Origin of the sequence: Nocardia vermiculata NBRC 100427, assembly GCF_001613265.1 — a bacterium.
Taxonomy (GTDB): Bacteria; Actinomycetota; Actinomycetes; order Mycobacteriales; family Mycobacteriaceae; genus Nocardia; species Nocardia vermiculata.
The window spans coordinates 39,374-63,460 of sequence record NZ_BDCA01000030.1 but is presented as its reverse complement, the minus strand read 5'-3'; the positions used below and the strand labels follow the sequence as shown (position 1 = coordinate 63,460).

Annotated in this window: 26 protein-coding genes and 1 pseudogene; 6 read left to right on the top strand and 21 right to left on the bottom strand. The window is 68.9% G+C overall.

What is annotated here, in order from left to right; genetic code table 11:
• Positions 1–16: 16 nt before the first annotated feature.
• Together merT and NV2_RS25005 are read right to left on the bottom strand one after the other, a co-directional pair.
• A complete protein-coding gene (gene merT, locus NV2_RS25010) occupies positions 17–325 on the bottom strand; it encodes a mercuric ion transporter MerT (protein ID WP_067879320.1) in 309 nt (102 codons plus the stop codon).
• Complete coding sequence (locus NV2_RS25005; protein WP_067879317.1) at positions 322–708, bottom strand: ArsR/SmtB family transcription factor; 387 nt, start codon at positions 706–708, stop codon at positions 322–324. The genes merT and NV2_RS25005 overlap by 4 nt, the downstream gene beginning before the upstream one ends.
• Before the next feature lie 123 nt (positions 709–831).
• Between NV2_RS25005 and merA the strand changes: the two genes are divergently transcribed.
• The 4 genes from merA to merB are packed head-to-tail and all read left to right on the top strand — an operon-like array spanning position 832 to position 3,298.
• Complete coding sequence (gene merA / locus NV2_RS25000) at positions 832–2,268, top strand: mercury(II) reductase (protein ID WP_067879314.1); 1,437 nt, start codon at positions 832–834, stop codon at positions 2,266–2,268.
• Positions 2,269–2,301: 33 nt separating this feature from the next.
• Positions 2,302–2,703: a MerR family transcriptional regulator gene (locus NV2_RS24995; RefSeq protein ID WP_168436194.1), complete on the top strand. Its 402-nt coding sequence runs from the start codon at positions 2,302–2,304 to the stop codon at positions 2,701–2,703.
• A 59-nt stretch (positions 2,704–2,762) separates the two neighbouring features.
• Positions 2,763–2,966 carry a hypothetical protein gene (locus tag NV2_RS32425; RefSeq protein ID WP_245662771.1) on the top strand — a complete coding sequence of 68 codons (204 nt, stop codon included), beginning with the start codon at positions 2,763–2,765 and terminating at the stop codon, positions 2,964–2,966.
• Positions 2,963–3,298, top strand: a complete 336-nt coding sequence (merB, locus tag NV2_RS32420; protein WP_245662774.1) for an organomercurial lyase — start codon at positions 2,963–2,965, stop codon at positions 3,296–3,298. Before NV2_RS32425 ends, merB begins: the two co-directional genes overlap by 4 nt.
• 22 nt (positions 3,299–3,320) lie before the next feature.
• Here the strand turns inward: merB and NV2_RS24985 are convergent, their stop codons facing one another.
• The 7 genes from NV2_RS24985 to NV2_RS24955 form a co-directional block, all read right to left on the bottom strand.
• Positions 3,321–6,413: a Tn3 family transposase gene (locus NV2_RS24985; protein ID WP_245662770.1), complete on the bottom strand. Its 3,093-nt coding sequence runs from the start codon at positions 6,411–6,413 to the stop codon at positions 3,321–3,323.
• Positions 6,414–6,510: 97 nt separating this feature from the next.
• Positions 6,511–7,203: an arsenate reductase ArsC gene (locus NV2_RS24980; protein ID WP_067879307.1), complete on the bottom strand. Its 693-nt coding sequence runs from the start codon at positions 7,201–7,203 to the stop codon at positions 6,511–6,513.
• Positions 7,200–7,634 carry an arsenate-mycothiol transferase ArsC gene (locus NV2_RS24975; protein WP_174550631.1) on the bottom strand — a complete coding sequence of 145 codons (435 nt, stop codon included), beginning with the start codon at positions 7,632–7,634 and terminating at the stop codon, positions 7,200–7,202. The genes NV2_RS24980 and NV2_RS24975 overlap by 4 nt, the downstream gene beginning before the upstream one ends.
• Complete coding sequence (arsB, locus tag NV2_RS24970; RefSeq protein WP_281198558.1) at positions 7,631–8,719, bottom strand: ACR3 family arsenite efflux transporter; 1,089 nt, start codon at positions 8,717–8,719, stop codon at positions 7,631–7,633. The genes NV2_RS24975 and arsB overlap by 4 nt, the downstream gene beginning before the upstream one ends.
• Positions 8,716–9,093, bottom strand: a complete 378-nt coding sequence (locus tag NV2_RS24965) for an ArsR/SmtB family transcription factor (protein WP_067879432.1) — start codon at positions 9,091–9,093, stop codon at positions 8,716–8,718. The genes arsB and NV2_RS24965 overlap by 4 nt, the downstream gene beginning before the upstream one ends.
• Positions 9,094–9,163: 70 nt before the next feature.
• Positions 9,164–10,201: a flavin-containing monooxygenase gene (locus NV2_RS24960; protein WP_067879303.1), complete on the bottom strand. Its 1,038-nt coding sequence runs from the start codon at positions 10,199–10,201 to the stop codon at positions 9,164–9,166.
• Between the two features lie 68 nt (positions 10,202–10,269).
• A complete protein-coding gene (locus NV2_RS24955) occupies positions 10,270–10,803 on the bottom strand; it encodes an ArsI/CadI family heavy metal resistance metalloenzyme (RefSeq protein ID WP_067879426.1) in 534 nt (177 codons plus the stop codon).
• Positions 10,804–10,899: 96 nt separating this feature from the next.
• On the opposite strand from NV2_RS24955, the gene NV2_RS24950 reads away from it, so the two are divergent.
• Positions 10,900–11,259 (top strand): Rv2640c family ArsR-like transcriptional regulator, encoded by a 360-nt coding sequence (locus NV2_RS24950; protein ID WP_067879301.1) that lies wholly within the window; start codon positions 10,900–10,902, stop codon positions 11,257–11,259.
• A gap of 335 nt (positions 11,260–11,594) precedes the next feature.
• Here NV2_RS24950 and NV2_RS24945 read toward each other — a convergent pair whose 3' ends face one another.
• The 8 genes and pseudogenes from NV2_RS24945 to NV2_RS24915 form a co-directional block, all read right to left on the bottom strand.
• On the bottom strand, positions 11,595–12,371 hold the full coding sequence (locus NV2_RS24945) for a tRNA-dependent cyclodipeptide synthase (RefSeq protein ID WP_084475409.1): 777 nt from the start codon (positions 12,369–12,371) through the stop codon (positions 11,595–11,597).
• Between the two features lie 359 nt (positions 12,372–12,730).
• Positions 12,731–13,192: a hypothetical protein gene (locus NV2_RS24940; protein WP_067879298.1), complete on the bottom strand. Its 462-nt coding sequence runs from the start codon at positions 13,190–13,192 to the stop codon at positions 12,731–12,733.
• 10 nt (positions 13,193–13,202) lie between these two features.
• Positions 13,203–13,718, bottom strand: a complete 516-nt coding sequence (locus tag NV2_RS24935) for a signal peptidase II (RefSeq protein WP_067879295.1) — start codon at positions 13,716–13,718, stop codon at positions 13,203–13,205.
• Positions 13,715–15,682: a heavy metal translocating P-type ATPase gene (locus NV2_RS24930; RefSeq protein WP_067879293.1), complete on the bottom strand. Its 1,968-nt coding sequence runs from the start codon at positions 15,680–15,682 to the stop codon at positions 13,715–13,717. Before NV2_RS24930 ends, NV2_RS24935 begins: the two co-directional genes overlap by 4 nt.
• The gene (locus NV2_RS24925; RefSeq protein ID WP_067879290.1) at positions 15,682–16,059 is read right to left on the bottom strand and encodes an ArsR/SmtB family transcription factor; all 378 of its coding nucleotides are present in this window, start codon (positions 16,057–16,059) and stop codon (positions 15,682–15,684) included. Before NV2_RS24925 ends, NV2_RS24930 begins: the two co-directional genes overlap by 1 nt.
• Before the next feature lie 85 nt (positions 16,060–16,144).
• Positions 16,145–16,331 (bottom strand): annotated as a pseudogene (locus NV2_RS31080) (hypothetical protein); the annotation flags it as partial.
• 12 nt (positions 16,332–16,343) lie between these two features.
• A complete protein-coding gene (locus NV2_RS24920) occupies positions 16,344–16,556 on the bottom strand; it encodes a hypothetical protein (protein WP_067879287.1) in 213 nt (70 codons plus the stop codon).
• Positions 16,553–17,227 (bottom strand): hypothetical protein, encoded by a 675-nt coding sequence (locus tag NV2_RS24915; RefSeq protein WP_210749759.1) that lies wholly within the window; start codon positions 17,225–17,227, stop codon positions 16,553–16,555. Before NV2_RS24915 ends, NV2_RS24920 begins: the two co-directional genes overlap by 4 nt.
• 283 nt (positions 17,228–17,510) lie before the next feature.
• On the opposite strand from NV2_RS24915, the gene NV2_RS31075 reads away from it, so the two are divergent.
• Entirely contained in the window at positions 17,511–18,818 is a 1,308-nt protein-coding gene (locus NV2_RS31075; protein WP_084475407.1) for a recombinase family protein, read from the top strand.
• On the opposite strand, the gene NV2_RS24905 is transcribed toward NV2_RS31075, so the two are convergent.
• From NV2_RS24905 to NV2_RS24890, 4 genes are read right to left on the bottom strand one after another with little or no spacing between them, the layout of a single operon-like run.
• Positions 18,815–19,960, bottom strand: coding sequence for a TniQ family protein (locus tag NV2_RS24905; RefSeq protein WP_067879284.1), 1,146 nt, complete (start codon positions 19,958–19,960; stop codon positions 18,815–18,817). The two genes, NV2_RS31075 and NV2_RS24905, sit on opposite strands and share 4 nt — an antisense overlap.
• Complete coding sequence (locus NV2_RS24900; protein WP_067879281.1) at positions 19,957–21,342, bottom strand: TniQ family protein; 1,386 nt, start codon at positions 21,340–21,342, stop codon at positions 19,957–19,959. Before NV2_RS24900 ends, NV2_RS24905 begins: the two co-directional genes overlap by 4 nt.
• Positions 21,339–22,250, bottom strand: a complete 912-nt coding sequence (locus NV2_RS24895; protein WP_312030911.1) for a TniB family NTP-binding protein — start codon at positions 22,248–22,250, stop codon at positions 21,339–21,341. The genes NV2_RS24900 and NV2_RS24895 overlap by 4 nt, the downstream gene beginning before the upstream one ends.
• Positions 22,247–23,905, bottom strand: coding sequence for a TnsB C-terminal domain-containing protein (locus tag NV2_RS24890; protein WP_245662768.1), 1,659 nt, complete (start codon positions 23,903–23,905; stop codon positions 22,247–22,249). Before NV2_RS24890 ends, NV2_RS24895 begins: the two co-directional genes overlap by 4 nt.
• Positions 23,906–24,087: the final 182 nt, after the last annotated feature.

Here is a 24,087-nt window from a genome sequence, read left to right as displayed (position 1 = left end):
GGGCGTGTGGTTTTCCCTATTCGTGGTGCTCGTGACGCACCGTGTCGTGCTCGTGGTCGTCCGCGGTGGTGCGCGGCGCCGTTCCTGGCGGGCAGCAGCGGGCGGCCTTGCCCGCGGCGCGGCGGCGCAGGGTGTAGCCGAGGGCGGCGGCGATGACCAGCACACCCGCACCAATCAGCCACGGGCTGGTCAAGACACCGCCGAGTCCGGTGAGCACACCGCCGGCGATCAGGGCGGGACCCGCGCAGCACACGACCATGGCGAGCGCGGCTCCCGCGACCGCGAGCGGCCCGCCGATCCCCCCGGAGTTATTGGGCGCGTTCAACGTTGGTCTCCGTTCTCGGCTGCGGGGATGCGGTCGCAGCACCCCAGCGCCGTGGCGTTGTCGGCGGCCAGTGCTCGCGCCAGCATCACCAGGTCCGCCACCCGTGGGTCGCCGACCGAGTACCGCAGCTTCTTGCCGTCGCGGCGCGCGATGACATACCCGCAGTCGGCGAGGCAGGACAGGTGTATCGACACCCGCGGCTGCGAGATCCCGGCGTGCTCGACGCAGTCCGCGGAGGTGCGCTCGGCGGCGAGGATGAATTCGAGGAGTTTCAATCGCGTCGGATCCGACAGGGCGCGAAAGAATTTCGCCGTCGTATCCAGATGCGTGCACGCCGTCTCACCACCAGCGGCGGTGGGGTCGGCGGTGGTAGACCGGGGCATGGGATCGCCTCCACAACAGGCTTGAACTATTCGGGTAAACGCATAGTATGGTGCCGGTAGATATTCGTCAATACGAATAGCAACCGTGGATGGTTCACCGGTTGCCCGACCAGGAGGCCCCTCGTGACCCCGACAGATTCCCGCGCCGATCTGGCGATCATCGGTTCCGGCTCGGCGGCGTTCGCCGCCGCGATCGCCGCGACCAACCTCGGTAAACGTGTGGTGATGGTGGAGCGCGGCACCGTCGGCGGCACGTGCGTCAATGTCGGGTGCGTGCCGTCGAAGGCGCTGCTGGCCGCGGCCGAGGCCCGCCACAGCGCCGCCGCGGCCGGCCGGTTTCCCGGGCTCACCGCGGCCGCGGTGCCACTGGACTTTCCTGACCTGATCGCGGGCAAGGACGCCCTGGTGACACAGCTGCGCGCGGAAAAATACCTCGAGCTGGCTGTCGGCTACGGCTGGGAGATCGTGTCCGGCACCGCGGTGTTCGACGGCGGCACCGAGAAGCCGGTGCTGCGCGTCGAGCTGGCCGAGGGCGGCACGCGGGTGATCGAGGCCGACCAGTATCTGATCGCCACCGGCGCGGCGCCGTGGGTTCCGCCGATCGACGGCCTGGCCGAGGCCGGATACCTGACTTCGACCACCGCCATGGACCTGCACGCCTTACCCGAGTCGCTGATCGTGGTGGGCGCGGGGTATGTGGGGCTCGAGCAAGCGCAGTTGTTCGCCCGCCTGGGCAGCAAGGTCACGGTGATCGCGCGCAGCAGGCTGACCTCCGGTGAGGAACCGGAAATCTCGGCCGCACTCGAGGCCGTCTTCGCCGACGAACACATCGACGTACACACCGCCACTACCGTCGAGAAGGTCCTGGCCGCCGACGGGCACAAGCTGGTGACCGTGCGCACCCGCGACGGTGCCGCGACCGAACTGCGGGCCGAACACGTACTCATCGCCACCGGCCGCCGCCCCAACACCGCCGCGTTGGGCCTGGAGTCGGTCGGGGTCACCGTCGACGCCCACGGCGCGGTGCTGGTCGATGATTGCCAGCGCAGCAGCAATCCGCGGATCTGGGCCGCCGGGGACGTGACCGGGGACCCGCAGTTCGTGTACGTGGCCGCCGCCCAAGGCACCCTGGTCGCCGACAACGCGTTCGCCCACGCCGACCGCGCCCTGGACTACACCACCGTGCCGCGCGTGACGTTCACCAGCCCCGCGATCGCCTCGGTCGGGCTGACCGACACCCAAGCCGCCGCGGCCGGGCTGGCCTGCCAATGCCGGGTCCTGGACCTGGCGTACGTGCCCCGGGCATTGGTCAACCGCGACACCCGGGGCCTGGTGAAAATCATCGCCGAACAGGGCACGGGCGCGATCCTGGGCGTGCACGCCCTCACCGACAATGCCGGAGACCTGATCACCGCCGCCGGCTACGCCATGACCGCGGGGATGACCGTGCAGCAGCTCGCCCACACCTGGGCGCCGTACCTGACCATGGGCGAAGCGTTGAAACTCACCGCCCAGACCTTCACCACCGACGTCACCAAACTCTCCTGCTGCGCAGGCTGACCTGGCACGGGAGCGGCGATCATGAACGGGCACATGACCATTGGGCAACTGTCCGCCCGCACCGCGGTGCCGGTGAAAGCACTGCGCGAGTACACCGACCTCGGGCTGATCTACACCCTGGGCCGCAGCGCGGCCGGCTACCGGCTCTACACCGACGACGCCCTGTGGTGCGTGCGGTTCATCGGCGAGCTACGCGGACTCGGACTGACCATCGCCGAGATCGACCACCTCGTCACCACCGGCCACAACACCGACGGCCCGACGGTCGGCTCGCGTCTGAGCGAACTACTGCAACGGTCCCGGCAGCGACTGCGCGAGCGGATCAGCCACGCCCAGCAGATCCTCGACCGCATCGACGAATTCGAAACCACGCACGACACGCACCACGCCCTGTGGTCGACGGGCGAGCTGTGCGGCTGCGACCCGCGGGCTTGACCCTCACCCCGGGGACAGACCCTACCGTCACAGCGACCCCAAACAAGGAGCCCCGACTCATGCACAGCCCCACCCAGCAACTCGCCGACCGCCTCAGCGACACCCTCACCACACCCCATACCCAGCCGTGGTTGTGGCCGACGCTGCTGCGGCTGCTCGCCGGCGGCGAGCCGGTCACCGTCGACCAGCTCGCCACCGCGACCGGCCGCAGCACCGAGGAGATCCGCCAGGCGTTGGCGGACATGCCCGACTCGACACCCTGATCTTCCCCGCCGTCCTCGGACAACCCGCCCAGGTCACCTCCCCGTGCCACGCCACCGCAACCCCGGTCCGGGTCACCGTCGAACCCGACCGGGTCACCAGCGTCGACCCGGCCACCGCCGTCGTCTCGGTCGTCGCCCCTAACGCCCCCGCCTCCATCCGCACCGCGTTCTGCAACCAGGTCCACTTCTTCGCCAGCGCCGACGCCGCCCAGGGGTGGCTCGACGTGCACCCGGGCGCGACCGTCCTGCCGGTCGCCGACGCCTTCGCCCTGGGCCGCCCGCTCGCCCAGCAACTGCTCACCGGCGACACCCCACCCGCCTGCACCTGCTGACCCGCGCCTGCGGTCACCCCGCTCAGTCGTCCTCGTCGGGGGCGTCGGGGTCGCGCAACGGCCGGTGGCGGTCGCCGAGGTCGGGCAGATGGAAGCTGTAATGGCCTTCCAGGCGGATGTGTTTGCGGATGAACGCCGACAACCGGGCGGCGTCGGCGTCTCTGACCGGGTAGTCCTGGGCGCGTAGCTCATCCAGGGCGCGATCGAGGTACACCGAATTCCACAGCACGATGCAGTTGAGGATCAGGCCCAGCGCGGAGAGCTGGTCTTCCATGCCGTCGAGGTAGGCGCGGGTGATCTCACCCTTCTTGCCGTGAAACACGGTGCGCCCCAGGTCATGCCGTCCTTCTTGGAGGTTGGCCTGGGCCTTGGCCTCGCGCCGGTACGGTTCGTCGTCGGCCATTCGCAGAATGTGCAGGGTCTTGAAGATGCGGCCATAGTGGGCGATGGCCTGCCCCAGACTGGTGGGGTTGCCGTCGCGGGAGATCATCCGGGTGACCTCGTGCCCGGAGACCTCGCCGCGATGCATGGACACCGCGACCCGGCACATGTCCTCCCAATGCTCGCTGATCTTGTCCAGGTCGATCCGCCCGCGCGCCGCCTTGTCCAGGGGCCCGTAGTCGGCAGCCGGGTCGATGCGCCACAACCGGTGATCGGGCAGATTCTTCAGCTGCGGCCGGTACTTGCGGTCCAGCAGATGCAGGATGCCGAAGACGATGTCGGAATACGATCCGGAATCGGTGATGATGTCCTCGGGCACCTTGCTGCCCGCCGGTTGGCGCAAGATCACATCGACGGCGTTGAGCGAGTCGCGCGGAGTACCGGATACCACCATCGCGTTCAGTCCGGCGGCCTGGTCGTTGAGCATGTTCAGCCAGGTAGAGCCCTTTTTCGGCCCGTAGTACTTCCGGTTCGGGCGGGCGTGGATCGACCGGACGGGCACGACGAACCGCATCCCGTCCACACTGGCGACACACCCGCCGCCCCACAGCTGCGCCACCGGCACGCCCGCTTGGGCGTTGACCAGCACCGTATTGGCCACGGCCATGGTCTCGGCGCGAATGTAATGCTGGTCGACGTGGCGCAGCCGGTCCCGGGTCAACGCATCGGCGCCGGGCGAAACAACCGGTGCCAGACCCACATTCATCGCCTGCGAACACAGCACCGCGGCGACGGACACCCCGAGATCGGCGACGCGGGCGCTGGTGCCGGCGACGTGAGTAAAGGATTCGGCGAACTCCGGAAGCCACGACATCACCTCCAGCACCAACTCCGGCAGGTCCACTCGCGGCATCATCGCCGCGGTGCGCCGCCGCAGATCAGTCAGCGACGGCGGGTCCGGCATCGCGGACAACGCCGCGACATGCAACTTGCCGTCCTCATCCACCGAGGCCGGGATATCGTCGCCGAGCCGGGCCGCCAGCTCCCGATAAGCACCGTCCACACTCTGCGCGAGCTCACCCAGCATCTCGCGCGGACTACTCGGCAGACCGAGGGCGTTCATGCCCGAATCGCGGGCGGACTCCCACGCCATTCCCGACAGCAGATGCGCCCGCGGGTCACGCCACTTCGAGGAGTCCTCGGCGAAGATGTTGCGGTACTTCAAATGCCGATGAAACTGCTCCAAGACGCACAACGTATACGCGGCCCGATCGACCGTCTCGGCCGGCCGCTCGGCCGGGTAGACCAGGCGCTGCCAGCCACCACCCACCAGGTCGTGATCGACGCGGCGGGCATCGAGCCAGCGCGCGGGCAACCCCCCGCGCCCCCGCTGCGGGGATATCAGGTCAGCGAGGGTGTGCATGGCCTTGAGCACGGGTTTCGCGTCGCCGGTGGCACCGAAGTCGACGGTGCGCATCATCGCCGGCAGGAACGACCGCACCGTGGCGAACCGGCCCGCCAGCTCCTCGAGACGCTGTTCGTCGAACTCCGGATCCGCTTGCGGCACCAGCTCGTCGATCGCCGCCAGGGCGGCGCGCAGCTCCGCCTTCGACACGGTGTTCTCGATCAGATCCCACACCAGCGCGAGCGACAGCTCCGGCTCAGTCTCGCTCATCTCCAGCAGTACCCGCACCGCCCGCGCCAGCTTTCCCGCGTTGCGGGTCACCCGTGGGTATCGCCGTAGCTTCTCGTCCTTGGACTGGCGTTCGGCCTTCGCCATCAGGTCGGTGACCATCAGCAGGTCGAACAGTTCGAGGACGTCGTCGACCGCCTTGGCGCGCAACGTGAATGCCGTCGCACACAGCAGCGCCAGCAGCCGTTCGCGCTGGGATTTCATGCGCCGCAGATGCGAGGTCTTGCCGGTGATGCCGTGCGCGGCCAGGGCGATCAACCGGCGCGGCGGCACCGCGGCGATGTCCACCGATTCCGGGACCACCGCGTTCAGGTCGCGCACCCGCGCCAGCGCGTGCTTCATTCCCGTCACCGACGGCGTGAACACGCCCTTGCGCAGCCGCTCCAACTCGACCACCTTCCGGCGGCCCTCCTCGCGAGTATCCAGCAGCCCCAATAAGATTCCCGCTTCCCGGCCGGTGAGCTGACCGGCCAGATGCGTCCACAACCGCGCATCGGCGGACTGCTTTCCCTCGGAGACCAAACGATCCAGGGTCGTGACACCCGGCAGCAGCGCCGCGCGTTCCCGCAGCCAGCGCACCGCCCCCGCCGTGAGCGCTTTCGGGCCGTCACCTGTCATCCACGCCTGATCGGCGACCCACGCCGCCAACTCGGCCTCGACCTGCGCGAACGGGGTCAACCCGTAGGCGCGCACGATCTCGTCCTGATGGTCGTAGCGGGTCTGGCGGCGCTCGGTGTAGGACTTCACACACGCCGGATCGGCGATCTCCAACTGCTCGGCCACGTACTCGACCACCTCGGCCGGGACGTCGAGCGGATCCGGCAAGAACAGGCCCAAATAGCGCACGCTGACCAGCTGAAGGGCGAAGCCCAGGCGGTTGCTGTCGCGGCGGCGCTCGGAGATCAACTTGCGGTCCTCGTCATCGAGGTAGAAGAACCGCTCCAAATCCATCCGCGACAGCACACCGAACCGGCCGTACTCCACGGCGCCCTCATCACGCACAGCCGCACATGAAACCACCAGCGGCACAACAACGCTCACATTTCGATCGAATCAACCGAAAATCCGAACAGCGGAGTCACCGCATCGGTGACTTGGCCACACCGCAAATCCGTCAGCCACACGCCCCCCGACCAGCTCAGATACCGCTAAGCGCGACTTTTCGCGTCACTGGACCCCATATGCCGTCAAGGTCGGCTACGAGGGCGCGGACGCGTTCTTCGATGTCGTCGCGGATCTCGCGGACGGTGGCGGGGTCGGCGCCGGTGGGGTCGGGTAGGTCCCATTCCTCGCAGCGGCCGCCGGAGACGGTGGGGCAGGCGTCGCCGCAGCCCATGCTGATCACCACGTCGGCGGCGCGCACGATTTCCTCGGTCCAGGGTTTGGGGAATTCCCCGGTGATGTCGATACCGGCCTCGGCCATCGCGTCGATGACGGCGGGCTCGATGCGGTCGATCGGTGTGGTTCCGCCGGACCAGCCCGTGGCGCGGTGGCCGGCGAAGTGGGTGAAGAATCCGAGGGCCATCTGTGAGCGTGCGGCGTTGTGTGTGCACAGGAACAGCACGGCGGGGGTTCCGGTGCCGGGGTGGCCTTCGAGTTTGGCCAGAGCCCGAAGGCGTTGGCGGGCGAAGCGTTCGGCCAGCAGCGGTAGGTAGTTGACGACGGTGGCGCGGGCGGCGAGTTCGTCGTAGGACGAGTGCAGGAACCGGTCGATCACCACTGTGGTGAAGGTGTCGGCGAACTCGCGGTGCAGGTGGTCGGCGGCCGCGGCCAACGCGGTCACTTGATCGATCGTCGCGGCGGTTCTGGCGGCGGGGGCCGGTGTGGTCATGGGGTGCTCCGAGGTGGTTGGTCGCGGGTGAGCTCGTGACGGAGGGCGTGGACGCGGGTCGCGAGGTCCTCGCGGATCAGGCGCATCCGCTCGATGTCGTCGATGCCGCGTTCGGAGGGCTCATCGGTGTCCCACACGAGCATTCGTGGCCCCGGTGGGGGATCGAGACGGGCTTGGCGGCCGACGACCACGATCACGTCCACGCTGGCCGCCAGAGCTGGGTCGATGGGTTTCGGATGTTCGTCACCGACCTCGATACCGTCCTCGGCGAGCGTTCGCACCGACAACGCGTTGAGGGTGTCGCCGGGCTGGGTGCCGGCCGAGTGCACTTGGATCTCGCCTTCGGCGTGGTGGCGCATGAGCGCGGCCGCCATCTGTGATTTGCCGCTGTTTTTGACGCACACGAACAACACCGACGGTGTCGCGGTCACCGAGCCACCTCCGCTGAGGCGGTGTGGGGGAATCGGCTACGCAGGGCGAGGGAGACATAGACCAGGCCGACGAGGACGGGGACTTCGATCAGTGGGCCGACGACGCCGGCGAGGGCTTGGCCGGAGGTGGCGCCGTAGGTGGCGATCGCGACGGCGATGGCGAGTTCGAAGTTGTTGCCCGCAGCCGTGAACGCCAGCGTGGTGGTGCGTTCGTAGCCGAGGCCGACCAGGCGGCCGTAGAGGTAACCGCCTCCCCACATGATCGCGAAATACGCGAGCAGCGGTACCGCGATCCGTACGACATCCCAAGGCCGCGAGGTGATCTGGTGGCCTTGCAGGGCGAACAGGATCACGATCGTGAACAGCAACCCGTACAGCGCCCAGGGCCCGATCCGCGGAATCAGTTTCGACTCGTACCAGTCCCGGCCGCGGGCGCGCTCGCCGAGGCGGCGGGTGAGGAATCCGGCGACCAGGGGGATGCCGAGGAAGATCAGCACCGATTTCGCGATCTGCCACGGCGAGGTGTCGATGGTGGTCTGTTCGAGGCCGAGCCATCCGGGCAGGACGGAGAGGTAGAACCAGCCGAGGACGGCGAACATGACGACCTGGAAGATCGAGTTCAACGCGACCAGGACGGCGGCGGCTTCGCGGTCGCCGCACGCGAGGTCGTTCCAGATGATCACCATGGCAATGCATCTGGCGAGGCCGACGATGATCAGGCCGGTGCGGTACTCGGGCAGATCCGGTAGCAGCAGCCACGCGAGGGCGAACATGAGCGCGGGCCCGAGCAGCCAGTTCAGGACGAGGGAGCCGATGAGCAGGCGGCGGTCGCCGGTGACCGAATCGAGGCGGTCGTAGCGGACCTTGGCCAGCACCGGATACATCATGACCAGCAGTCCGATCGCGATCGGCAGGCTGATCCCGTCGACCTCGACCGCCGAGAGCCCGTCGCCGAGGCCGGGGATCAGACGCCCGAGCAGCAGACCGGCGGCCATGGCGACCCCGATCCATACCGGCAGGAACCGGTCCAGCGTCGACAGCTTGCCCACCACCGCGGGACGGGTCGCGTGTTCGGTGGTCGTCACGCCAGCACCTCCAATCCGGCGTGTCGGCCCAGCACGGCCGACAGCCTCTCCAGGGCTTCGGGCACGACGCGGTAGTAGACCCAGGAGGCACGGCGTTCGCTGGTGACCAGCCCGGCCTCGCGCAGCACCTTCAGGTGGTGCGAGATCGTCGGCTGGGTGACGTCGAGGCCGTCGGAGACGTCGCAGACGCAGGCTTCGCCGCCGGCGCGGGCGGCGATCGCCGAGAGCACGCGCAGCCGGACCGGGTCGGCGAGGGCTTTGAACATGACCGCCAGCTCGGCTGCTTCCGCGCCGGTCAACGCGCGCCCGACGGTTTCTGTGGGTGCGCATCCGACTGGCGCGGTCAGCACTTCCGGTCCCTCTGGTTTAGACATGCATCGATATTGACTGTTGTCGATATCGCGAGGCAAGCGAACAGCCGGTGAATTCACTCACCACCCGACCCTAGAGGCGGCGGGCCAGCCAGTTCGCGTCGCGGCCGACTCCGCGTAGCGAGTTCGATGCCGGTGTGCGTTGCCATTCCAGGCCCAGATACCCCAGCCTCGCGACCGTGGTGGATACGCCCCGGCGGTGGCGGGGCTGCCCGGTGTCGGTGAGGGCGTGCAGGTCGGTGAGGTAGGGCAGGTGGGGCCGGTATCCGGTCGCGGCGATGATCGCGTCCACCTTCGTGCGGGTGCCGTCGGGCCAGACCGCGTTGTCGCCGTCGAGGCGGGTAAACATCGGCGCCGCGTCGGGTCGATTGGCGGCGAGCGCTGTGCGGTAGCGGCCGGTGTCGAGGACCGGCTGCGTTGGCGGTGTGTTCAGGTAGGCGCCGATCGGGAGTCGGTCGAATCCGGTCACCTGGAACCAGAAGTGCACGTCGCGCCCGCCCGGGCGTTGGGGCAGGAACTTCACCGGTGCCCGGGTGGCCAGTGTGACGTGGGCGGTGGTGGCGAGTTCGGTGGCGATCTGGACTGCGGAATTGCCCGCCCCGACCACGATCACCCGTTGGCCGGCGAACTCGTCCGGTGACCGGTAGTCACTGGCGTGTAACAGTTTCCCCGAGAACCCGTCGGCACCCGGCAGCGCCGGAAGATGCGGGTTGTCGAACGAACCGGTCGCCGCGACCAGCCGCGTCGCGGTGAAGGTCTCCCCGGCGCCAGTGTGGGCGGTGAACGCTTCACCGTCGTGGGTGACGGTGTCCACGCGCCGACCGCACAGCACGTCGGCGTCCAGGCGGGCGGCGTAGCGGCGTAGGTAGTCGGCGACCTCGTCGCGATGCGGGTACCGGTCCGGGGCGCCGCCGAAGCTCATGCCGGGAAGGCCGCTGTAGCGGGCTGGGGAGAACAGGGTGAGGCTGTCGTAGTAGCGCGGCCAGGACCCGACCGTCTCGGGGCCGGCCTCGAGCACCGCAACGGTGTGGCCGCGCCGCGTCAGGTGATGGGTGGCGGCGAGTCCGGACTGGCCGCCGCCGATGACGAGAGCGTCGTATCGAGTTGTCACTACCGTTCTTTCGTTGTCGATGATGCTGCGCGGCCGCACCGACGACAACGGCCGCGCCCGGGCGAACCTCAGCAGCAGGACGCGCCTGCGGCGACCGCCTTGTCCTTCGCGGCGGGGGTGCAGCACGCCGCCGACTCATCGGCCAGAGGCAGCGCGGCAGCGCTACCGCCGGTGCCGCAGCACGCCTGCACGGCCTCGGCGTCATCGGTGGCGAATTCCGGTGTGGTGCCGAAGTTCTCGGTATCGGCGAGGACGGTGTAGACCTCCCACTTCTCGGCGTTGGGACCGGTGACCCACACCTTGTCCTGGGTGGCGAAACAACACGTGGTCGCGATCTGCTCCTCGGTGAACAACCCCGCCTCCGACAGGCGTGCGATCTCGCTGTGAACCTGTTCGGAGGTTTCGACCTCGACACCGAGGTGGTTGATCGTGCCGCCTTGGCCGGTGTTCTCGAGCAGGACCAGCTTCAGCGGCGGCTCGGCGATGGCGAAGTTGGCGTAGCCGGGCTTACGCTTGGCCGGCTGTGTGTTGAACAGCGTGGAATAGAAGGTGATCGCCTGCTCGAGGTCGTCGACGTTGAGGGCGAGTTGCACGCGGGACATGAGAACCTCCATAGTGAGACATATATCGAAGAAGTGGGCGAGACTGAGTCTGCCACCTTTTCGACATATGTCAATCCCGCAGGTAGGATCGGTGTCATGCCCAAGACGTTGCCCGTGATCGACATGTCCGCGCCGGTGTGCTGCGCGCCGGTGGCCGCGGGGCCGGTCGATGACACCGCTGCCCTCGAGGTCGCGCTGCGTCTGAAGGCGCTCGCGGATCCGGTGCGGGTTAAGTTGATGTCGCTACTGCTGACCAGCCCGGACAGCGGTGAGAACGGCGGTGACCTCGCCGCCACGGTAGGCCTCACGGAATCGACAGTGAGTCATCATCTTTCGCAGCTGCGCAAGGCGGGACTGGTCGATTCCGAACGCGTCGGGATGAACGTGGTTCACCACGCCAAACGCGACGCCCTCGCCGCGCTGTGCGTGGTGCTGGATCCCAACTGCTGCCGCTGACCGGCACCTCGATCGCGCGATGTCCCACGGGCTCCGCGGCAGTAGCCCTGATGGGCGGGGGATCGCTGCCGCAGTCGAGCTGCCAGCGCACATGCCGGCGTCGATGTCGGTGATGCCCGGTTGCTGATGGGGCCGGCTCGCACTGCCCTGGGCGGTGGTGTGACGTGCGGGCGGGGTCGGCTCACCCCCGAGAAGGTGTCGGCCTGCGGGGCGGTGCCGGTCGGCGACGACGGGCGCCGCCCCGCAGGGATCGGTTACATCGGGCAGCAGGGGCCCATGGCTTTGCACAGCCAGTCGCAGATCATCTGGAGCGGGTTCATCGGTCCTCCTTTCTGTTATCGGTTCGGATGGTCGGGCCGGGTGGTCGGGTCGGCGCGCTCGCCGGTGGGGGCCAGGACGAGGAACCCTTGGTGCGGTGCGGGTTTCCAGGCCAGGCGGTGGTGATAGAGGTCGCGCAGGAACGCCGGTGGCTGGTGGTAGCAGAACACCGAGGCGGTGGTGCCGACGATGGCGGCGGTGTCGGTGAACAGCGGCAGCTCGGCGAGCAGATACCGCACGGCCGCACGCGTCTGCTCGTCGGTGGGGGCCGCGGTGCCGGGTAGTCGCTGGCCCAGCACCCATCCCGACGCGCTCAGACACGCGGCGGCGAAGTCGGGATCGCGGGCGAACTGTCCGGACACCTCCGCGTGCAGGCGTTGATAGGTGGTGTTGGTGTGCAGGGCGGCCGAGTCCAGGACCAGCGGCTCGGGGTCGGGTACGCCGAGGTCGGTGAGCGCCCGGCGGATCTTGTTGCCGAGCCAGCGGCCCTGGCGGCGGGCCTTGTGGGCGGCCTGTTGCGGGGTGTAGCCGAGGGCTTGCAGGGTGTAGGCCGACGGGCCGTCGGGCACGTAGAAGTGCACCGAGGCGAACCGTGGGCGTGCCCAGCGGGCCAGGGCGGTGATGCGGTCGGTGGTGAAGTAGCTGTTGAACGGGCTGATCCCGATGCATGCGTGGTCACCGGCGTCGGCGAGCGCACGGCAGCGCTCGGTCAACACCTCGGCCGTGAACGCACCCGCGGCGGGCGCGGCGGTGCGGGTCGTGGTGGCGTGGTCTTCGGCGGATTCGACGGTCATACCCAGCAAGGGCCTTTCGGTCGGAGCACAGCAGTGACAGAGCCGATAGCAGCCGTGCGGTCACCGAGTCCGCCCGGGCCCGGGGACAAGGCCGCCGGATACGGGCAGGTCATCGGTGAGCACCGTGCACCGCAGGGCCTGGGACGGAGCCCAGGGGGCGATCCGACGCTCATGCGTGCGGTGGTCGCTGGGGATACGACGCCGCTACCGGACGGCGGCGCAGTGGGAAATCCCTGCGGCGGCGGGCGCGCACTGGGTGCTGCCGGACGTGAATGGTTTCCGGGGCGCGCCACAATGGCGAGGCGGTGCGTAGCACGGGCTGCCGGTTCGTCATGGGTGACGAACCGGTGCGTGCCGGTTTATGTCCGCAGGACGCAGAGTGCGGCGAGGCTGGGTGGGCGCGGCGGCGCCGATGCCGGGCGCCGGCCCCGCAGTGGCAGCGGGAGCCGATGCGGGGACCCGATCAGTGCGGGGTGAACGAAGGCCAGGGCGACCAGCAGCGCCAGCGACACCGCCAGACAGGCCATCGCGATATCGCAGGCCAGCGCGGGAGTGCGGTGATCGGCATTCGCGCGCGGTGTCAGCGCGGCGGCGGTGACGGTGTCGCGCGGGCCCGAGTGCGTCAGGGGGTCGATCCCGTGGTGCGGCATGTCCCCGTCGCTGCCGATGGCGAGGGTGGCGGTCATGGTCGGGCTCATGGTCATCGCCGAGCCCGTGGCACAGTGCGCGTTCTGGATCGCCACGATGCCCGCCAACACGGCCAGCACGACGAGCAGCCGGGCGATACCGGCTCGTCGCGCAGCGGGCGGGGCAGCGATCACAACCGCGATACTACCGGGCGTCGTACTCGGTTTCGCTGCCGGTGCTCGCCCCGGTGCGGGCCGGGCGCAGGGCGAGCACGGCCAGGGCGAGGGCGCCGCAGGTGATGTAGGTGTCGGCGAGGTTGAAGGTGGGCCACCAGCCGGTGTGCAGGTAGTCGGTGACCACGCCGTCGCCAGCGCGGTCAGCGAAGTTGGCGATCGCGCCGGCGAGGATGACCGCCAGCGGCGGCCAGGCCATCGAGGACCCCGGGCCGGTGGCCCGCCAAGTGAGCACCGCGATGCCGGTGATGATCACCCCGATGCCAGTGAGCAACACGGCGGTGGGCAGCGTGTCGGCGAGGCTGAACGCGATGCCCGGGTTGTGGGCCAGCCGCAGCCCGACCACGGGCAGCTCTATCGTGCGGCCCGCAGTCAGGCCACGCTCGGCCCAGGCTTTCAGCCCCAGATCGAGCGCGGCCAGCACCACCACGACAGCGGCCGCGGTAACTCGGGTCCGCCAGGCCGGGGCGCGGTCGGCAGTCCTCATGCCGAGGTCGCTGCCGTCGCGGCGCGCGGCAGCGGTGCCGCCGGCCGGCCGGGGGCGGGAGCCAGTGGTGTGGTGCGTCCGGCGCGCACACCGTTGGCGATGACCACGATCTCGGCGAGTTCATGGACCGCCACGACGGCGGCGAGGCCGAGGATCCCGAACAGCGCCAAGGGGATCAGGATCGTGATTAATCCGAGGGACAGGCCGACGTTCTGGAACATGATGGCGCGGGCTCGGCGCGCGTGCCCGAATGCCTGCGGCAGGTGACGCAGGTCTTCGCCCATGAGGGCGATATCGGCGGTTTCGATGGCGACGTCGGTGCCCATGGCGCCCATGGCGATACCGAGGTCGGCGGTGGCCAGCGCGGGGGCGTCGTTGACGCCGTCGCCGACCATCGCGGTCCGGCGTTGGCCGCGCAGTTTCTCGATCAGGCGGGCCTTGTCCTCGGGCCGCAGTTCGGCATACACCTCATCGATGCCGACGTCTTTCGCCAAAGCTGTTGCGGTGGTGTGGTTGTCGCCGGTGAGCATGGCGACGTGATAGCCGTCGGCATCCAACCTCGCGATGACTTCGGCGGCTTCGGGGCGCAGTTCGTCGCGCACGGCGATCGCGCCGATGACCCGCCCGTCGTCGGCGACCAGGACCGCGGTTGCCCCGGCTTCCTGCATCCGTGCCACGTCGGCGGCCAGTACCCCGGGCTCGAGCCAGCCGGGACGGCCGAGCCGCACGTGGCGGCCGTCGAGCCGCCCGGTGAGCCCGGCGCCGGTGACGGCCTCGACGTCGGTGGCCGGTTCGGTGTGGTCGACGGCGGCGAGAATCGCTGGCGCGAGGGGGTGTTCGCTGCGAGCCTCCAGCGCTGCGGCCACGGCCAGCACCTGCTCGCGGGTCACCCCGTCGATGGTGGCGACGTCGATGACGGCGGGACGGTTGGCGGTCAAGGTGCCGGTCTTGTCCAGGGCGACCCCGCGAATCGTGCCGAGCGCTTCGAGGGCGGCGCCGCCCTTGATGAGGACGCCGAGTTTGCTGGCCGCGCCGATCGCGGCGACCACGGTGACCGGGATCGCGATGGCCAGCGCACACGGCGACGCGGCGACCAGCACGACCAACGCGCGTTCGATCCACACCACGGGATCACCGAACAGCGCACCGATTCCGGCGATGAGCACGGCGGCGACCATGATTCCCGGGACGAGGGGTGTGGCGATGCGGTCGGCCAGGCGCTGGCCCGCGCCCTTGCGGGACTGCTCGGCCTCGACGATCGCCACGATCCGGGCCAGGGAGTTGTCTGCGGCGGTGGTGGTGACCTCGACCTCCAGCACACCGGTGCCGTTGATCGATCCGGCGAACACCTCATCACCCGGACCGGCCTCCACCGGCACGGATTCCCCGGTGATGGCGGAGGTGTCCATGGCGGTGCGGCCGGTGCGGATGATGCCGTCGGTGGCGACCCGCTCACCCGGTTTGACGATCATGCGGTCCCCGACCCGCAATTCGGTGGGACCGACAACGGTTTCGGTGCCGTCACGTCGCACGGTCGCGGTGTCGGGCACCAGCGAAAGCAGCGCGCGCAGACCGTGGCGGGTGCGGGCGATCGAATGCTCTTCCAGTCCTTCGCTGATGGAGAACAGGAACGCCAGCATCGCGGCCTCGCTCACCTCGCCGAGCGCGGCCGCGCCGATAGCGGCGATGGTCATCAGCGCGCCGACACCGATCTTTCCCTGCGCCAGGCGTTTCACTGTGGAAGGAACGAACGTATAGGCGCCAGCCAGCAGCGCCACCCACTCCAGCACCCGCACGGCGATATCGGGCCCACCGGTCCAACTCGTGATCCACGCGGCCACCAGGAACACACCGGACACCGCGGCCCAGCGCAATTCGCCGACTTCCCACAGCTTCTCGGGTTCGCGTTCGGCGCCGTCGCCGGTGGTGGGTTCGTCGTGGCCGCAGCCGCACGCATCGCTCATCAGGCCCCCTCCTCCTCGGTGTCGGCGCAGGTGCCGTAGTGGGGGCACAGCGCGACCGCGTTGCCGGTCGCGGCCAGCAGCGTCTCCGCGGCCGCGAACAGATCCAGGAGCTCCGGGCGGGCCAGGGCATAGAAGACCTGGCGGCCCTCGGGACGGCCGGTGATCAGCTGGCAGTCACGCAGGCACGCCAGGTGTGAGGACACCGTGGACTGCGGCAGCCCCAGCGCCCTGGTCAGGTCGACCACGCGCGCCTCCCCGTGGGTGAGGTGGCGCGCGATCGCCAGCCGGGTGGGGTCGGACAGGCTGTGGAACAACGCCACCGCGCCGGCGAGATCGTCACGCACCGATCCATCGACCGGGCCAGGTTTAATCGGCATAACCCGATGATATCTCAAAATGCGGATTGGTCTATGGGGTGATCGCGTCATGGGTGACGCCCGGCGGGCCGGCGGACCTGTGAGATCAGAACAGGGTGTCGCGCACGCGCAGCGGCCGGTAGCCGGTCGGGCCGAGCTGGGCGAATTCGGCGTCGATGTCGACCTCGATGGCGCCGAAGAAGTTGATGTTCTCGCTGTGTGCCGGGCTGATATGCGCCAGCACCTCGTCATCGATGCGGCGCCATCTGCTCGACCGCGAGCCCGTAATACTCCTTTCTTCGCAGTCAGCTTTCGAAGGTGACCTCGGCGTTCTTGTCGTCGGTCCACACCAGCAGGGGTGTGGTGATCTGCTGACCACAGTCGTTCTCGCAGGTGCGGACCTCGCCCAGGCCGTCGGGGGTCGCGACACCGGCGGGGAAAGCGGTCGTCTCCCCGCAGCGAGCGCAGAAGGTGTATTCCGTGTGGACGACGCGCTGACCGATTCTGTTGCTGCTCATCGTGTTTCACCCTCCGCAGCGGTGCCGACCGGGCCGGTGCCGGCCGCGGCCGGGTCCTGTCGTGCGGACAGCGGCCATTTCTCGGCCTCGTCGTCGCCGGGATCGTCGGCTGTCACGGTGCGAGTGTTGCCCTCCAGTAGCGGAAGTCCGTGCTCGGCGGCCGTCGTGTCGACCCAGCGGAAGAACTGGAGCGCCGACCCGGCGAACATGGTGCGGACACGGTCCTGGAAGGCGCGCACGTCGTGGCCGGGCAGGAAATCGCGGGTGGAGATCTCACCGCACCCGCAGCCGCAGGGACGTTCGCGGAACTCGGCTTCTTCCGGGAGGTCGCAGTAGCCGACCGGGTTCTGCGAGGCGTTGACCACCGGATCGGGTTTGCCGATCCAGGCTTCGCGGACCGGGTGACCTTCGGCCAGCACCTCGCCGTCGACGGCGACGCGATCCTCATGCACGGACACCCCGTGGATCTCGGCGACGGCGCACACCCGGCCATCACCGATGATGAGGGCGAACTTCTCTCGGGCTAACCGTTCCTTGTTGGCCTTCCATACGCCCCGGCCTGCTGTCCATGCCTCCTCTTCGGTCATACGCGGGAAGTAGCCGACGTAACCCCGATTCAGCGGGTCGTCTGAGACCGGCGAGTAGTAACCGAGCTTGAACCGGACAGCCATGCAGCACACTCCTCGTGTAGACCTGGGTCGGTATTCATAGTGTGCCATCAATTAAAGTCAGGTGGCAAACGATGAATTGAACCAGATCAAACCAGGTGTGCACTGATGCAGTGGATTCGGCGCGAACCTGGTTGGGGAGCGTGTTCGGCTCAGATAGCGGTTGTCGGAAAACGATCATTTGCCGACAACCTTGCGTGAGCGGGAGAAACCCCAGGAGAAAAGTGTCGAAAACCCGTGCCGGGAAACAACGTCGGCAAACCCGATTTCGGCTATTTTCGACACCATGTTGATCGGCTACGGGCGGGTGTCGACCGCCGAGCAGAACCCCGCCCACCAGATCGACGCGCTGCGACGCGCCGGAGTCGAACCGGGCGACATCCACATCGATACTGCCAGCGGCGCGAAGGCATCGCGACCGAAACTCGATCTCGTCCTCACTCTTGCGCGCCGCGGGGACACCATCGTCATCACTCGCCTGGACCGGCTCGGCCGGTCGATGCTGCATCTGGTCAACCTCGGCGCCGATCTGCGCGAGCGCGGCATCGGGCTGAAGGTGCTCGAACAGGGCATCGACACTGACACCGCCGAGGGGCGCGCCATGTTCGGCATGCTGTCGGTGCTGGCGGAGTTTCAGCGGGAGCTGATCGTCGCCAACACCCGCGACGGGCTCGAAGCCGCCCGCGCCCGCGGCCGCAAAGGCGGCCGGCGGCCCAAGCTCACCGTCCACCAGATCGAACAGGCCCAGCGTCTCTACGACGAAGGCCGACACACCGTCCAGCAGATCGCCGACATCCTCGGCGTCAAACGCGGCACCCTCTACGGCCACCTCGACAAGAACAGCATCGGCACCCGGCCCCACTCCGGGCCCGCCACCCCACTCCCGACACCCGGTGCACCGGCCACCGTCGTGGTCGACCAGGCAGACCCGGCACCAGATGTCGTGTCGGCCATCACCGAAACCGCAACCGCCACACCGCAAACCCTCGGTGTCCCCGCCGGTGATCCCATCGACGGGCGACCTGGTTCCCCGGGCGGTTCCAGCTCGGTGGTGACGGAGGCGGCGCCGACCGGCCTGGTCGACCTCGGTGGCCTCGTACCCGAGCCGGATCCGATCCGGCCGCTACCGGCGGACGACGACAACGCCGCCGGCGAACATGCTGAAACCAGCGCCAGCACACGCGAGTTCGAGCGCGAGCGGCCGAATCTGGCGTGGCGGCTCAAGCAGACCGCTCGCATGAACCTGCCCGAGCCGCCCGCGGTCTGCCCGAACGACGCCTGCGGATACACCACCCGCGAGACCTCCGAACGCGGGCGACTCCTCGAAGACATCAAGGTCATCTGGCTCGAACCGGCCGACGACGGCGGTCTCATCGAGGCCCGCCACTGCCACCGGTGCCGCCCCCGTGACGTGCCGATCGCCGACATCGAGTGCGCGGCCTGCGACTGCGGCGGCCCCCTGCTCACCGGCGTCTACGCCACCGAACTCCGCGACACCGGCGAAATCCCGGCACTGGTCCGGCGCTGGCTGGCGGTGCGCCGCTGGCGTGTCACCGACGCCGGGCCTGTCTGCCCGGATCACCCCGACAGCTAGTCGAATCCGGGGTCGTCGGTGAGCCCACCGAAGACCCATGCCGGGAACCCTCGCTTGAGCGCATAACGGCGAGCGATCTGTGGCCAATCTGGTGGTGGTCCGGCCTGCACCGGCGCGGCGGGCCACCAGCGAGGCGGATTCAACAGGTCCCGCCGGGGTGGCGTGCAGGGTCGCACTGGGGGATCTCCGGGCGGCACCTGCCGATAGGGCATTGGGGCGAGCGCGGGCCCGAGTTCCCCGAGCGCCGGAATGGACCGTTCGGCCGCCAGCGCCAGCGCCAACGCGGCAGCGCGCAGCAGCGTCTCGGCGACCTCGGGGTCCAGGCACTCGTAGGGCTCGAGCATCGCGACGATCCGCCCGCGCATCGGGAGTTCGATTGTGTCCCAGATGGTTTCCAGGACAGCGCCCGTGCGGGCACTGCACGACAGGCGGGACACGCAGAGTTCTTCGAGCACGCAGCGCAGCAGCCGGAACCACACCCCGGCGTGCACGGTGCGGCCCGGCAATCGCACCAGCCCGGTGGTGAGTGCTTGGTAGGTGTAGCCGTCCATCGTGGTGACCGTCTCGTCCACCGCGGCCGGGGCCGAGATGGCACCGATCGCGACGGCGCCGGCGCGTTCGAGGCGGCAGCGGTGCTCGACGCAGCTGATCATCAGCGGCAGATCCCACACCAGGGCGCGGCCGGAGTCCGGGTCGGTGGCGCAGACCGGGCAGGCTCGCGGCCTGCGCGGGGACGCCAGCCAGGGACCGTCCCATCGGGATTTGACACGGCGGACGATATCGCGGTCGATGGTCCCGGGCAGCAGCAACACCGAGTGGCGCCCCACATAGTTGTCGAACAACTGCTGATGCTCGAACTCGCGCGGCCACAGTTTCTCGAACAACCACGGTACCCATCCGGACAGGGTCATCGTCGCCAGCCGGGGCACTGGAACGCCGGTGCGGTCGGCGAGCGCGGCCAGCAGCGCTGGGTGCGGAAAGGTCGAGGTGACCAGGCGAATGTTCAGCCCGGAATCGGCACACAAGTCGGCCAGCAGCACTTTCACCGGCAGCTGATAGACCGTGGCGAGCCGTTCCAGCCACGATGACAGCGATTCGATCGGTCCCGGTTGCGGGTGTATCGGCCATCGGGGCACGCTCACAACTCCAAGCGGGCGCGGATCTGGGCGAGTTCGTCCTCGTCGATCAGCACGCCCTCATCGGTCACGTCCCACAGCGCTGTCGTCTCGGCAACGAAGCTGGTCAGCTCATGGGCCACGTCGCTACGGTCGAATCCTTCGGCCACCAGCAGGATTTCGGCTTCGTCCCGAGTACGTTCGCCGGGGCATCCCAGTAGATCGTCGCGCAGGAATCGCGCGGGGATGCCCTCACCGATCAGCACGTCGCGGTGCGCGATGGCGTGGGCCGGAGTCGTATTGAGCGCGGTCAGCCACCGCAGCATCGCACGGGCGGCATCGGCATCAACGCGGGCCCGCGCGTACCAGGCGTTCATCGCCTGCACGAGTTCCCGCCCGGCCCGTTCGGCAGGAGTAGGGGCCGGTGGCCACGGTGAGTCACCGTCGTAGACGGGCATCGAGCGCGGTTCGCTCAGCAATCCGGCCAGAGTCCCCCTGGGTTGGATGCGCCGGTCGGCAGCAAGCACCAGCGCGGTCGCGGCCGCGGTCAGCAGCTTCTCCTGGGTGGGCCATTCCAGATTCTCGTAGGGCTGCCACACCGGCAGCCCGGCCCGCACCGGCTCACCGGTCGCGTCCCAGATCTGCTCGAGAAGCTGCTGCGAGCTTCGAGTGACGGTGGAACCGGCGAGGCTGAGCTCGTCGAGCAAGCAGCGCAGCAGCCGAAACCACACCCCCGCGTGCACCGTGCGGCCCGGCAACGCCACTGTGGCCTCGGTCAGAGCTTGACGGGTGTAGCCGTCCAGGGTCGCCACTGGGTCACCGATCGGGACCGGCTCGTAGGGCAGACCCGCGACCTCGGCCGCGAAGGTCTCGGTGTCGGGCGTCAGCCGGCAGCGATGTTCGAGGCAGCTCACCGTCAGCGGCAACTGCCAGATCAGTGCGCGGGCCGGGGCGGGCCCGGCCGCGCACTGCGGGCACGAGCGTCGCAACGGGTGTTGCGGAATCCATGGGCCCCGCCAGCGGCGGCGACTGGTCACCTCGAAACGCGGCGCTTCCTGCGGTGCCAGCAGCACCGAATATTGGCGGACATAGGTGTAGAAAGCGTCGGTGGCGTCGCGTTCGGGCAGCGGGTAGGCGTCGAACAGCCACGGCACCCACCCGGGTAGCGTCATCGCCCGCACCTGCCCGGCCGGCACACCGGTGCGCTCGGCCAGCGCGGCGAACACCGCCGGGGGCGGGTCTTCGTCGAGAACATCGCGGATGCCGACCAGCACACCGAGATTCGGGCCGAGCAGATCGGTCACCGGCACCTGGTAGACGCGGGCGAGCCGGTCCAGCCACGACGACAGCGACTCCAACGCACCCGGTGCCGGGTGCACCGGCCAGCGCCGCGGCGGCGCTGGGCTCACGCCAGCTCGCGTTCGAACATCCGCCGCCGCTCGGTCGGCCCCGCATACGACACGAGCAGCAGGGTGCGCTGGTTGATGGTCTCCTCCCCGGACTCGATCGCCGCGATCGCCGCGTCCGACAGCAGCGCCGTCAGCTCCCCGATCGTGCCCTCACACCGGGTGAGCAGGTATGACGCCATTTCCTCGGTCGCGATAGGAGAGGACCGCCGCAGCGGGAACGACGCCGCGAAACTCGCCAGCAACGCGCACGCCTCGTCGCCGGGCTCCCACAGCGGCAGCGTGAACGGTGCGAACCGGTTCTCCAGCTGTGGATCGGAACGGATCGCCAGATAGGCGTCCCGGGTACCGACACCGACCAGCGGAATCCGCAGCTCGTTGCCCAGAAACCGCAGCACGTTCAAAAACTCCCGGCGCGTATCTCCCCTCCCGGCGAGCACATTGTGCAGCTCATCGATCACCAGCACCCGCACACCGCACGTCCGCAGCAGGCGCAACACCAGCTGTTCCAGCTCGGCCAGCCGCGGTGCCCGCGGCCGGATCGGCGCGCCGAGTGCGGCCAGCACCGCGACATAGAACCGCGACACCGACGGCTCCGAGGGCATCTGCATGGTCAGCACCGGGATCTCCTCCCGATCGGCGTGCGAGACCGGCGGGTGGTCGCGGCGGAACTTCTCGATGATCATCGACTTGCCGTTGTTCGTCGCACCGATGAGCAGCAAGTTCGGCATCCGCTGCTTACCAGGCATCGTGAGCAGCCCCTCGAGCCGCGCCAACGCCTCGGTCGCGCGGGTGTAGCCGATCCACCGATCCGCCCGCACATACTGGATCCGCTCGGCATCCGGCAGCATCGCCGGCCGCTGCGCAGACGGATGCAGATGCGACAGGTCGAGGGGCTCACCGATGCTCACCACTGCTCGATCACCTCGAACGGCGCCACCGCCACCGGCCCAGCACCCGATCCCGCCGGTGACGGCGGTGGCGCTGGCGGCAGGGTCTGCGCCCGGCTGCGTGCCGGGACCGTCTTGCGGCGTTCGGTGTTGCGGCGCGCTCGCCGGCTGGTCGCGGTCGCGTTCTCGGTGATGTGGCGCATCTGCTCGACCATCGCGAACAGCGCGTTCTCATCGATCTCGGCGCGGCCGGTCTCCCGCAACCGGGCCACCGCCGCCCGCTGCTCCCACAGGCTGATCGCCGGCCGCGACCACGTCCGGTACGGCACCTCCAGATACTCGCCGGTCTCCGGATGCAGCGCCCAGATCCGGGAAATATCGCGCGGGTCGCGCCGCAACACCACCTTCCCCAGCTGCTCGCGCCGCGCGATCAACGGCTTCAAAGCGTCGCTGTAGTACTGCACGTGATCGAGCACAAACCCGGTGCGCCGCAACGATCTCCGCTCCACCGGCAGGAAATCGACCAGAAACGCCGTCTCGTTCGTCACCGTCAGTGGCGCGCCCAGCTCGGCGACTTTCTCCGCCCACACCCCACCCGGGGTCCGCCCGCCCAAACCGTCATGGGGTTCGCCGTGGTAGCAGGCCACCGCCAGGGCCATCCAGCGTTGCAACTCGGCAAGGGTGAGAACGGCTTTCGCGTCGCTGTCGTAATCGCCGCGCTCGCGAGTGTCGGAAAACGTCGTACCCGGCAATTCGTGGACCATCCGCATCATCGTCCCGACCAGCCGTTCCACGATCCCGCCGTAATGCGGGGCACCCGGCGGGCGGTAGCCGACCCGGATGCCGTGCTGGTCACAACCCCGGCGCAGGGCCTCGCTCTTGAACTCCGTCGCATTGTCGGTATACAGCTGGACGGGTTTGCCGCTCATCGGCCACACCGCCCGCACCCCGATGCGTTCCAACCACGCGCGTTTGTCGATCGCCATGTGTGCCAAACACAGTCCCACCGAGGTCGCCGACGGTGCCTCCAGAGTGAGCACGAACCCGGGCACGCACTTGGTGGCCTCATCGATCGCCGCCGTCACATACGGCCGCCCGATCGGCAGCCGGTGATGCTCATCGACCACGATCACATCCGCCGGAGTGTGATCGATCTGCACCCGCTCCAACACCCCCGTCACCGGCGGCGCCACCCCGCCGGCGGGCCTGCGGGACCGGGCCGCCCCCTGCCCCTCCCGCGCGGTCACAGTCTTCACCGGATCCAGCCTGCCGATCCGGCGCTGCACCGCCGACCGCGACGGCGGCCGCAACCCGCGCACCTTGCACTCCCGATCGATCTCCCGGCAGATCACCGCCACCGAACGCCGCTGCCGGGCCAGATACCGCACCCGCAGCACCGACCGCACAATCTCCTCCACCTCCTCCGGCAGCCGCTCACCACCCCGGCCACCCGACGAACGGCGCGGCAGCAGATCCGACGCCACCCCCTCACCAGCCCGCCACCGCCTCACCAGCGCATACACCTGCCGCTGCGTCACCCCCAACTCCGCGGCGGCCTCATCGGCAGCGGCCACGCTCACCCGATCCAACTGCGCGAGACGGCCGATCACCTCCGCCCGCCGCACCGCCACCTGCCAGCGCGCCTCCTCTGCGGACAGCACACCGCGATCAGCCACCGACGAATCCCCGGCCATCCCTGATCCCTCACTGAAGACGAGTACGAGCGAAAAGCACGCTACTGAACCGGAGTTCGAGACACGCCGACGATCGAAGTCCTCTTCAACCAGAACCGAACCCGCAGGTCAGCACTGAACACGACTTCGAACAATCACAACTCCGCTCGGCTTTTGGTTTTGCT